Origin of the sequence: Flavobacterium seoulense (assembly GCF_000695795.1) — a bacterium.
GTDB lineage: Bacteria > Bacteroidota > Bacteroidia > Flavobacteriales > Flavobacteriaceae > Flavobacterium > Flavobacterium seoulense.
Genome location: NZ_JNCA01000009.1, coordinates 107,974 through 119,753 on the forward strand (window position 1 = coordinate 107,974; position 11,780 = coordinate 119,753).

Annotated in this window: 10 protein-coding genes and 1 tRNA gene; 4 read left to right on the forward strand and 7 right to left on the reverse strand. The window is 33.0% G+C overall.

Annotated features, from left to right (window positions below):
• Positions 1 to 36: 36 nt before the first annotated feature.
• Positions 37 to 110, reverse strand: a tRNA-Trp gene (locus tag FEM21_RS05140).
• 349 nt (positions 111 to 459) lie between these two features.
• Here FEM21_RS05140 and FEM21_RS05145 point away from each other — a divergent pair.
• The 4 genes from FEM21_RS05145 to FEM21_RS05155 all read left to right on the forward strand — a co-directional run bounded on the left by FEM21_RS05145 (position 460) and on the right by FEM21_RS05155 (position 5,112).
• Positions 460 to 1,776, forward strand: coding sequence for a nucleoside hydrolase-like domain-containing protein (locus FEM21_RS05145; RefSeq protein ID WP_201448269.1), 1,317 nt, complete (start codon positions 460 to 462; stop codon positions 1,774 to 1,776).
• A gap of 63 nt (positions 1,777 to 1,839) precedes the next feature.
• Complete coding sequence (locus FEM21_RS16150) at positions 1,840 to 2,709, forward strand: DUF5060 domain-containing protein (RefSeq protein ID WP_051627485.1); 870 nt, start codon at positions 1,840 to 1,842, stop codon at positions 2,707 to 2,709.
• Positions 2,710 to 2,727: 18 nt separating this feature from the next.
• On the forward strand, positions 2,728 to 3,447 hold the full coding sequence (locus FEM21_RS16155) for a DUF5605 domain-containing protein (RefSeq protein ID WP_152547368.1): 720 nt from the start codon (positions 2,728 to 2,730) through the stop codon (positions 3,445 to 3,447).
• Positions 3,448 to 3,669: 222 nt separating this feature from the next.
• Positions 3,670 to 5,112: a nucleoside hydrolase-like domain-containing protein gene (locus FEM21_RS05155; protein WP_081824640.1), complete on the forward strand. Its 1,443-nt coding sequence runs from the start codon at positions 3,670 to 3,672 to the stop codon at positions 5,110 to 5,112.
• 62 nt (positions 5,113 to 5,174) lie between these two features.
• On the opposite strand, the gene FEM21_RS05160 is transcribed toward FEM21_RS05155, so the two are convergent.
• The 6 genes from FEM21_RS05160 to FEM21_RS05185 form a co-directional block, all read right to left on the reverse strand.
• The gene (locus FEM21_RS05160; protein WP_035658604.1) at positions 5,175 to 5,609 is read right to left on the reverse strand and encodes a GNAT family N-acetyltransferase; all 435 of its coding nucleotides are present in this window, start codon (positions 5,607 to 5,609) and stop codon (positions 5,175 to 5,177) included.
• A gap of 187 nt (positions 5,610 to 5,796) precedes the next feature.
• A complete protein-coding gene (locus FEM21_RS05165) occupies positions 5,797 to 6,156 on the reverse strand; it encodes a DUF4180 domain-containing protein (protein WP_035658606.1) in 360 nt (119 codons plus the stop codon).
• 168 nt (positions 6,157 to 6,324) lie between these two features.
• Positions 6,325 to 6,918, reverse strand: coding sequence for a GrpB family protein (locus FEM21_RS05170; RefSeq protein WP_035658736.1), 594 nt, complete (start codon positions 6,916 to 6,918; stop codon positions 6,325 to 6,327).
• Positions 6,919 to 7,105: 187 nt separating this feature from the next.
• Positions 7,106 to 7,720 (reverse strand): DUF4304 domain-containing protein, encoded by a 615-nt coding sequence (locus tag FEM21_RS05175; RefSeq protein ID WP_035658608.1) that lies wholly within the window; start codon positions 7,718 to 7,720, stop codon positions 7,106 to 7,108.
• A gap of 170 nt (positions 7,721 to 7,890) precedes the next feature.
• Positions 7,891 to 9,315 carry a HEPN domain-containing protein gene (locus FEM21_RS05180; RefSeq protein WP_035658610.1) on the reverse strand — a complete coding sequence of 475 codons (1,425 nt, stop codon included), beginning with the start codon at positions 9,313 to 9,315 and terminating at the stop codon, positions 7,891 to 7,893.
• A gap of 180 nt (positions 9,316 to 9,495) precedes the next feature.
• Positions 9,496 to 11,703, reverse strand: a complete 2,208-nt coding sequence (locus FEM21_RS05185; protein WP_035658611.1) for an argonaute/piwi family protein — start codon at positions 11,701 to 11,703, stop codon at positions 9,496 to 9,498.
• Between the last annotated feature and the right edge of the window lie 77 nt (positions 11,704 to 11,780).

Here is an 11,780-nt window from a genome sequence, read left to right on the forward strand (position 1 = left end):
ATATTTTTTTGAGGCTTTCTTTTTAAGATTTCGAATTGGCACGGGCGGAGGGATTCGAACCCCCATCAACGGTTTTGGAGACCGCTATTCTACCCTTGAACTACGCCCGTAGTTATAAGTAGTTATCTGCTTTGAGGTCGCAAATATAGGCTTATTTGAGAAAAAAACGAATTATGAAGAGTACTATTATAACTAAATTTTAGATTAGTTTTTTTGTGGAAAGCTAATCGTTTTAGTATCAGTTGGCTACTTGAATTTGTCTAGCATTAGTTTTTTGTAAAATAGAAGCTGTTGAAATTTTTCATGCCCTTTTTGCTTTTTAATAGTTCAACTTTACTCTTAAATGATATAATTTTTGTTTCGTTTTGTTATTTTTATTTTCGTTTACTTGTTTTTATTTTTGATTATTTTGTAAGTTTACATGCTAGTCATGAAATAATTAGAGCTATTCAAGTAATTATGGGAAAATCAATAAAGAAAACAGTTGGAAGTATAAATCAGGTCTTAGTAATTCTGTTTTTATTGATGCTAAATATTGTTCCAATTCAAAATAATTATGCACAGCAAAAAGCAAAACCCAGAATTCTTATAAGTACAGATATAGGTGGAACAGATGATGACGATTTTCAGTCGATGATTCATCTTTTAATGTATTCGAATCAGTTTGAAATTGAAGGATTAGTTTCTTCGCCTTTTGGTAATGGCCGAAAGAAAAATATTCTCGATATGATTGATCTTTACGAAAAAGATTTACCTGAATTAAAAAAGCATGAAAAAGGTTTTCCAGATCCTAATTCGCTAAGAAAAATAACTAAGCAAGGAGTTATCGAAAGTGCTCCTTACATTGGTTATGCAAAACCTACTGAAGGCTCTGATTGGATTATTAAATGTGCCAAAAAGAAAAGCGATCAGCCTTTATGGGTTTTGGTTTGGGGCGGTATCGAAGATTTAGCACAGGCACTGCATGATGCTCCCGAAATTCAAAAAAATATTCGGGTTTATTTTATTGGCGGTCCCAATAAAAAATGGTGTATTAATGCCTATGCGTATGTAGCAGAAAATTTTCCAAATCTTTGGATGATCGAAGCCAATGCTACTTACCGAGGCTGGTTTATGGATAAAGAGGCTCCGGAAAATATCACCGCTAAAACCTATTATCCTAATTATATTGATGGTCGTGGAGCAATGGGGAAAGATTTTATTAAATATTACCGAGGCGAAATTAAAATGGGCGATACACCTTCATTGGCTTATTTAATGAATGGAAATCCAAATGACCCAACAGGCGAAAGCTGGGGAGGTCAGTTTACACCGATACAAAGAAGTTCCAGAAATATTTTTACATCCAATACAACTATCATAGATACCGTTGCTGCTTATGCTGTTTTAGAATGGCGATTTAAAGGACCGGAATTAAAAATTGCTAAAGATTCGGCTTGTTTTGAGTTAGAAACTGGCAATCAGTTATGGCCGGGATATTATTTAGGCAACGGAAATTATGCGGTACGTTATTCGTCTAAAAAACCGGAAACTGGTTCTTATGTAATTAAAAGTAGTATTTCTGAATTAAATGGGCAGTCTGGGCAATATACCAGTATTGTTCCATGGCCTGGAAAACCTAATTCGGATGATTATATATTGGGCGCAAACTGGTATGGAGATCTGATCGATCCTAAAATGTTTATCGATGAGCAACAAGGAGCTAAAACCATTTCTAAATTCCGTGAAGCATTTTTGTTAGATTGGGCTAAAAGATGGGCTTGGCTTAAGAAATAAATAAATTAGCCGTTTAATTCGACAGAAATAAGAACAACAATAGAATCTTAAGAATCTCTAAATATGAAGAAAACAATAATTGCCAGCTTAGTTTTAGTATTATTGAATTGCGTAGTAACAGCACAGAATAAAATCGAAAAATGGGATATGTTTGAAATAACGCTGAATGGTTCTTCGGCAGGGAATCCTTATGTAGGAACTACATTAATAGCCCGTTTTTCGAATGGAGAAAATGTTACTGAACAGGAAGGTTTTTACAATGGAAATGGCAATTATATCATCAGGTTTATGCCGGATAAAGAAGGAACATGGAATTATGTTACAACCAGTAATAAATCAGAACTCAATGATAAAAAAGGAAGTTTTGAATGTATAAAACCTTCATCAAATAATCATGGTCCGGTAAGAGTCAGTAATCAATTTCATTTTAAATACGAAGACGGAACGCCTTATTATCCTTTTGGTACCACAATTTACGAATGGCCTTTTCAGGATAAAAAAGCACAGCAGCAAACGGTAGCAACATTAAAAACGAGTCCGTTTAACAAAGCCCGTTTTCTGGCAGTTCCGCCTTATAAAGACAGGTATATCGAAGGACCGCTTAAATTAACAATTTTCCCTTTCGAAGGAGATAATAAAGAGAATTGGGATTTTTCAAAATTTAATCCGAAGTATTTTAGAAAACTGGATTCCTGTGTAGTACAATTAAAAAATATGGGCATCGAAGCCGACATTATTTTGTTTCGTCCTTACGATAAAGGAAAATGGGGCTTTGATACAGCAGGGCAGGAAGTCAACCGACGTTTTGCACGCTATATGGTAGCCCGATATGCTGCTTTTCGAAATATTTGGTGGAGTCTGGCCAATGAAAATAGTTTTATGAAAAGCATGAATGATGAAGACTGGGATGATCTTTTTAAATTAGTTCAGTAAAAAGATCCGTACCATCATTTGCGTTCCATTCATAACGCAGACCGAATTTATGATTACACTAAACCATGGGTTAGCCACGTAAGTTACCAATATTATAATGTGGTTAAATCTCCTATTGGTACCTCAATTTTGAGAGATGTGTACAACAAACCCATCATGAATGATGAAATTAATTATGAAGGTGATATTGAAAGCCGATGGGGACAGTTAACAGGAGAGGAATTAGTATTTCGTTTTTGGAATGCCATCATTGGCGGCGGTTATGCCACGCATGGAGAGTCTTACAAAGAAAGTCCGTGGATATCTTATGGAGGTCGTTTAGTAGGAAGCAGTCCGTCAAGAATTGGGTTTTTAAGAAATATTGTGGAGACAAATCCGGTAGGATATTTGGAACCCATAGACCATTTTTATGAAAATAATATGGCAGGAAAAGGAGGAGAATATTACCTTATTTATTTTGGAAAAGACAAACCTAAAAAATGGGATTTTGTGTTGCCTAAAAACGGACTTGCAAAAGGAGCCAAATTCAAAGCCGATATCATCGATACCTGGAATATGACTATTACTCCGCTTGCTAAAACATTCGAAGTAATTCCGATGCCAAACAACAAATACAAGTTTATCGATAAAAATAATTCTTCAATAAAATTGCCATCCAAACAATATTTGGCATTGCGAATTTATAAAGTGAGTGAAGGTGGGAAAATCATCAATGATGGCCGTCATGAACTGGAATAATACCATTTATGAATATAAATATTTCACAGAGATTCACAGAGGAATTCACACAGAGATACGCTAAGTTAATTTAATCTTTGTGTGTCTCCGTGTTAGCTTTGCGGATCTCTGTGTAAAAACTAATAGCTATCATCAATTCTAGTTGACAATATGATTAATTTATAAATATAATTGGTATAACTTTTAGTAAAACAATTTCAATCCATTAAAAAAGCAAAAGATATGATAAAAAGAGACCGTTGTTTTTCACTGGGAATAAAGTCAATAGTATTAGGTTTGTTTTTTACAGCTAGTATGGTTACTGCCCAGGTAAAACCAAGAGTTTTTATACTTACCGATATCGAAAATGAACCTGATGATGCGATGTCCTTAGTTCGTTTTTTGACGTATGCCAATAATTTTGATATCGAAGGTCTGGCAGCAACAACCTCAATCCATCAGAAAAAAAAGACTGCGGTTTATCGTATCAAAGAAATTGTGGAAGCTTATGGGAAAGTGAGAGACAATTTAGAAAAACATGAAAGCGGTTTCCCCACAGCAGATTATTTGAATTCGGTTACTACTGAAGGTTTACCAGATTACGGAATGGCAGCCATAGGAAAAGGTAAAGATTCACCGGCTTCCGAATTATTGATTCAATCAGTAGATAAGAATGATTCACGTCCATTATGGATACCGGTTTGGGGCGGACCAAACGTTTTGGGACAGGCATTATGGAAAGTAAAGCAGACGCGTTCGACAAAAGAATTAGAAAAATTTGTATCGAAATTAAGAGTATATGCTATTTCCGATCAGGATGATAGCGGACCTTGGATTCGTGCCGGGTTCCCCAAATTATTTTATATAGTAAGTCCCGGATTCAATCAGGGAGGCGCTTACCATCATGCGACCTGGAGCGGAATAAGCGGTGATTTTTTCCATGCGCGATGTGATGGAGCCGATTTTAGTGTGGTAACCAATGAATGGCTGGATAAAAACATTAGAAAAAAAGGAGTGCTTGGAGCACAATATCCTTTTTGGGAATTTTTGATGGAAGGAGATACGCCTTCTTTTTTATCGCTGATAAATAACGGATTGAATGATGCCGAACATCCGGAATACGGAGGTTGGGGCGGTCGTTATGAATTGTATACACCAAGAAAGCAAAAATGGCATCTTTCTGCAGAAAGCCGTCCAATATGGACAGATGCTCAGGATGAGGTTTTAGGAACCGATGGACACTGGCATACCGGAAATCACGAAACCATCTGGCGCTGGAGAAACGATTTTCAAAATGATTTTGTCGCAAGAATGGACTGGACAATCAAGGATTATAAAAGTGCCAATCATCCGCCTGTTGTAAAACTAGGGCATGATAATAATTTGAAAGCCAAAAAAGGAGATAAAATTAATTTAAGTGCCAAAGGTACTTATGATCCTGATGGAAATGCGCTTTCATATAAATGGTTTTTTTATGAAGAAGCCGGAACTCTGGGAGTTTCAAGTGGGAATAGCGGTCAGCCACTCGAAATTCAAAATTTTGACCAGGCCGAAGCTTCTTTCGTAGTGCCAACAAAGCGCACCATGGAACCGGGAACCGGAACGATGCATATTATCCTTGCAGTTACTGATCATGGAACTCCGCGTTTGACCCGTTATCAAAGAGTGATTGTTAGTGTGGAGTAATTTAGTTATGATAATTTGTTAGACCACGAAAGTATTTGCGCAACAGCTACCATTGTTGGTAGTTAGTTGCTTTTTAATACCAGATGCAAAATTGGATAAGGTTTTCCAAATCCATCTACATCCGAAACTGATTTAGTTTCAAAGCCAAAACGAGTATAGAAATCTATAGCTTGTGGATTATCCTTATTAACATCAACTTTTTTTATATTCAGATTGTCAATTGCATAAACTAAAAGTTTTTTACCAAAACCTTTTCCTATTTCGCTTTCGTGAACAAATAACATTTCCAGGTTATCTTTATCGGTTCCCATGAATCCGACAATTTGTTCTTTTTCATTTTTTACGCAATGCAAGATTAGGTTTTCAAAAAAACTTGGGATTAATTTTTTATAAAATTCAAAATCTTCCTTTGCTAGAAAATGATGAGTTGATTTAACTGAAGATTCCCAAACTGAAACCAAATCTTCGTATTCTGTTTTATTGACTGCGTAAATCATTTTAAAAGTTTATTCTTATACGGATTTCATGCGATTACTGTCAACGTTTCGCGGGCAGAAATCGCGGCGAAAAAATGAGCTGCATTTTCTCCGCTAATATAATGTTTATTAGAAATTTTGGAACGTGAACTTACTAAAATTTAGCCGTGATTTTTTGCCCGCTGTTGTGCGTCGTGTGTTTTTAAACTTACATTGCGAGGCAATCTATAGCTTGTGATAATGAATCGACGAAATTAACTTGTTTACCTTTGTTGCTCTCAAATATAAATTGCTTTAAACTATTGCTCTTATGCTTGTCAAAATTCCCAACGATAGCCAAGCGCACACGAAAATTTGCAAATTTTTGAAGAATTTCGCCAGCGACTCCAGTCTTTAAGTTAAAAAAATCAGGCAGTAAATTCTTTTCATACAAAATAATTCTGTCATAATCGGAATAATATAGATTGCCTAACAGATCTGCTCCGTCTTCAATAGATTGAATAATAAAATCTTCAGAAATAATTTCTGCGATTTTAATATTATTGACTATATGATTTTCGATTTTCATTTTACTGGGTTGCAATTTTTCACGTTAGATTCGTCACATCTCGCACAACGTTTCGGGGCTTTGCGATGGTGGGGCAATCGAAGCACAAATCTTCAATTTTGCACAAAAGTTCAATCGAAGAATTACCGTTGAACTTTGCAGTTTCGCCCTACTATTGCAAAACCCTTGTTAGCGGTTCGTTGTTTTATTGTGCCAATCAATTGCTATTTTTTCTTCGGTTTTAATAAAGCTATCTTTTGCTTTGTTGTAATCATTTCCATCTATCCATTCTTTGGTACTCAAATTTTCTTTTAGTTGTTGATATTCCTTCTGAACGCTTAAATGTTCTCGCAAGTAGTTTCTAAATGCAATGTGTCGTACCCAATGTTCAGAATTGTACGTTAAAATATGAATGTGAGCCAGTCTTAAATTATGCTCTTCTGTACTTTGAGGAATATCTTTTTCTTCCTTTATAATGTTTAAATGATTGCTTTTTTCTTTGTGTTTTATGAAAAATCTTCGATAAGGCATTGACTCATTGAATATGGGATAATAAACATAATCTTGTTCAAGCAAAGGGTTAATTGCTTCATCAAGTAAGTCTGAACGCTCTAAACCAATTAAAATGTCAATGATAGGTTTTGCCGACAACCCTTTAATAGACGTACTCCCAATGTGCTCTATATGAGGATGAAGAAAACCAATATTTTCCTTTAATTCAATTTTAATTTTTTCAAATTGGTTTTGCCACTCAGGATTATATTTTTCTAATTCTATTTTCATTTTTTTTGAGAATGGTTCTTTTCGGTCGTGTAGTTTTACAATGACCGCTAACGTTTCGGGGCTTTGCGATGGTGGGGCAATCGAAGTACAAATCTTCAATTTTGCACAAAACTTGAACCGAAGAACTACCGTTGAACTTTGCAGTTTCGCCCCACTATTGCAAAACCCTTGTTAGCTGTGGTTTTTTTTATTTGTCAAGTCCGTATTTCTGTCCATATTCTTTAACTGTCATTAGGAAACTAGGGATTGTTTTATGCTTTAAAAGTAATTGGTATTCCGTTTTAGCTTTATCGAATTTTTTAAGTTCTCCGTAAACTATTAGTTTCCCTAAAGGTGACATCATCATATTTGAACTTTCCAACTCTTGCAACATTTTTTCACTACTATCTAGTCGGTCAAAATATGGTAAAATAAAATCTCTCAAATTTTTTCTCATTTCTTCGATAAGTTGTTGCTCGTCAGTTCTCTCGTTTACGTCATACCAAGTATCGTGTTGATTTCGCAGGTTTCCAATTCTCTTCCTAATCAAACATTCTGGTTCAGTAGGATAGTCAGGAAGTCCTTTGTCGCTGTAATTGTAAAATGCAAGCCAATACTCAGGAACAAAAATTCCTGTGTTTATGGTAAAACTAATGTTGTCTTTATTTCCGAAAGAACTTTTCTGAACATTAATAATTTGACCAATAGTATCAAGTTTCAAGTAAAAGTTATTCGCCTTTTTCTTAAAACCTAATGGCTTCAATATTTCTTGAAATCCATTCTTGATTATTTTTTCAAATTTTATTTCTGATACTGTCTTCATTTCGTTTTAGGTTGTGTCGTTCTAAAATCACAGCTAACGTCTTGGTACTACAGCGGGTTTGGGACTAAATTAAGCCCTATTTTCGGATTTGCCCAATCATTCAAATACAAAACCATCTTTCCATTAAGCCAATTGCCCAAATCCGTTGTAGTAGCTGTTGTGTGTAGTGCTTATTTTTTCTCGTTATTTAACCACTTTTCAAACCATTGAACAGAAATATCATTATAGTTCAATTCTTTAATTGAATCTCTAATGTTTGAATATGGGAAAGTTCTATTTTGGTATGCGGTTTTGACAACTTTTTGCGCATTCTTAGCTAAGCTTTTATCTGTTGAATCACTTAATATTAGACAAGAATCAAATAAGTTGTAGCAAATGTTTTCTGTTTTTCTAGATGATATAATTATATTAGAAAGTATTAACTCAAGTTCTTTAAATTTAATTTTACCTTTTATATAGTAATATGTTAGAACCATTGGGGTAATGCCATTTTTTTTACCACTAAGGAATTCTTTATTAGGTATGTTCTCATATGTTTTATCTTGAATAAACATCTTAACCATTGAAATTGTTGGTAATTCATAATGTAACAAATATTCTTTCCACTCTTTTTGCCAAACTTTTAGTTTTGCATATTTTGAAAAACTAACGGATGCCAATAGTTTAATGGCTATTGGTTGTTCATAAATATCTTTAATGAAGGAAAAGAATGGTTTTAAAGGAAATACGACTACATCCTGATATAAGTTTTTTCTTCCATGAGCTATTGAATTCCTATGCTCAATAAAACGAGAAACGATTGAGTCAGTTTTTTCGTTGTAAACTGAAAGTTCTTTAAGCATTTGAATTACTTTGCTCTTAAGGGAGATTTGATTTGTATTTAATATATTAATTAATGATTTAAGTTTTTTTGTTGGGATGCTATCATTACAAGCTTTTGCTTCAGTTATTATTTCTGTGATTAATTTGTTTCTTTCTTCTTTTAAGTCTATTTCTAAATTATGTTTGAACTCGTCTGAAAGAACTTCTAAAATATGAATATATGCTAATACTGACTCATCAATATATACTAAATTTTCTGTGCTTAACTCTTCAAAGTGAAGTGCTTTTCTAAATCTTTCAAGTAAGGTATATATTAAAATTTTCTTACTTTCATTAGAATTTTTTATAGTTTTAAGTAAACTAGTTAAATCATTTTGTAAATTTTTTTCACTTACACTAAATATGATTTCGGTAGCATTCTCAATGATATGTTGGTTAGTTATACAATGCTGAATATTAATACAATATGTAGTAAGAAAAGCTTTATTAGTTAAAAAAGCTAATATTCCTTGAATGATAAGTAATTGAGGTCTAGTTTTAGCGGAGCCTTCTGTTACACTGTCATATTCTTCTAAGTTAAATGTAGAATCAATTATTAAATAACAATAAACATTATCTCTATTATCTATTTCTACATTATCCAAAATAGGTGTTGGATAATTTTCTGAATATTGCTCTTTTGAAATAGTGAAGACATGAGCTGTTTGAAAATAAAAATCTAAATCAAGTTCAAATTCCACTTCATAAACAAACCGAGCTTTCCCTATTTTCATATTTTTCTTTTTTTATAGATATTCTTTGTCTAGCATTACACACAACGTCCTGTGGCTTTGCGACTGTTGCGGAAATTGGAACTGAGTTCGCTCGGCAAGACTGAACGAAGTTAGGAAATTATAATTTAATTTTGTAACTTATTGAGCAATAGCGCAAAACCGCTGTTAGCCGCCGTTTTATTATCCCAGATAAGTTGATCTGTGAAGTTTTTTAGAAGTTCCAACTACATTGTTCGCCTTTAGTGTTGTCGCTGGCAACCTAGTTGAATTATATAAATTGTTTGTATAAACCTTTGTAAACCAATAAACCTGCTCAACAATTTTACTAAATTCTAACTCTCCATATTTATGCTTTATGATGATTGGATTAATCACAGCACTTTGTTCATCCGCTTGAACATTTGTTGCAAGAATAGCATATTTGTGAATATCATCTTGATAAGAAGTTCCCGAAATTGGATTTATAGGTTTATTCGTTTCATCTTTTATAGCCATCACTGGGAAGCCTGATTTTATAATTTCTACAATGTCTACATTTATTTTACCCCAAACAGTTTCTACGCAAGAAACTAAAATATTTATATCTTTAAAATGAAGTTTGCCATCGCGGTGAATAATTAAATGCTTAGGCTTATTTAATTTTTTAGCCTCTAACATTTTGTCTAGTTTTTTAAAAGCATTGAGACAATTAGTGTCAATCAAATTTTCTCTTCTAGGAATTTCCTTTTCGACATAATCTCCTAAAAGTATTCCTAAACTATCAAATAATGAAACACCTAAGTTTGAAAATTTTTCTTTTCCATTTGTTGTGTGTCCTAAGTCGATACCTATAAAATATCCATCTTCCGCTATTGATGTGTCTGCTATCGCAGCTATTACTCCACCCATTTTCTCAAGACATTTACAAGTAAAATTTGATAATTTAGCTCTGTTTTGTTTATTATCTGTTGTATCGCCCTGATAAATTTGGTATTTAAATCCTTTTAATGGCGCAAAGCTATCATGTGGAATTTTATATTTACAAAAAACAGCAATCATAGTTTTACCTGCTTGATTTTTTATACTTCGTTGAACTTCTTGTTTGTCAATTTCGTTCGTAGATTTGATGATAATTGGTTCCAAAATTTTAAATTCTGTAGCATTTTTATTGAAAGCATGTAGCATTAGATTTTCAAAAACTTTTATATCCAAATCCTCATAAACAATAGGAAGAATATTCCAATTATTTACTGCTTTATAAATACCATGAAAGTAACTTGCGCTTTGTAAACTTGAAGTTGAAAAAGCGCCAACATTATCAATAAAAACATTTGTAATGTAAGGATTCTTCCATCCTGTTTTTTGTTCAATCTTTGCATTTATTGTAGCAGGTACCACCTTAATATCATTTAGCTTTTCAATTAATTCTTCGTTTTTTAGGAAAATTGTGATTAATTCATCCCGTGAAATACTATCCCTTGTAAATTCAATACGTAACCCATATTGTGTTTGTGACTTGGAATATATTGTGATTACTTCAAAACTTGAACCAATAAGCAAATTATTTTTACGATCAAGTTCCGAAATATTCACTTTAAAATATCTCTCCTCATGCAAATTCAGAAAGGAAGGAAGTTTAATATTTGAAAGAATGTCATTCAAAAACATTATTGCCTGTTTTAAATCCTTTGAAGTATGTTCAACGATTTTTCCGAAAATTTCAGGTGAAAAGTTCGCTAAAAAGTGATAATCAAATGTTGCTGTAAACATATTTTTTTCGGAATGCAATTTCTCAATCTTTTCAAAAATGCATTCGTCCAATAAATCAAATTTCAATCTGAAATTTCGTTCATGATTAATTACAGCAAATTCCATTTCAGTAGTTTTAGAATTATTTAAATTAGACTTTTTTAGATAATCTAAATACTCTTTATCAACTACTTTGCTACTTACAATCTTCGAGACCGGATTCACGTGTATTAAAAAGTGTCCTGAATCAAATACCTCAATATTAAATTCAAAAGCTTTTAGCAGATTAAAAGGATATAAATCAATGGTAGAAACTATAAAAATATTTTGACTAAAAAACTGCTTATACTTTTTTGACAGTTCTTTCTTCAATATTGTTCCAATCAAATTCGAAATTAATTGAGTGTTTTTAAATGGTGCTGACAGTGTTTTCTCTCCACTTGCCCTATATTGTTTTGTTGACTCTTCTAATAACCTTTCGAATGTAAAAAAGCATGTATCCTCAATTTCATGTGTTAAAAAACCTGATTTATTCTTAAGCCAATTTTTTAATTTAGCTTTTTGTGCTTCGCTTTCAATTATCCAATTTAAGTAGTCATATCTTGTTAGCGTTAACTTTTGAACAAAACCTCGCCTAGTTGTAAGAAATGCTTCAGTCATATGAATAATTTAATTGTCAATACTTCTAATTGAATCTAGATTAGTAGCTCAAAAAATGGCGGCTAACGTTCTCGCGC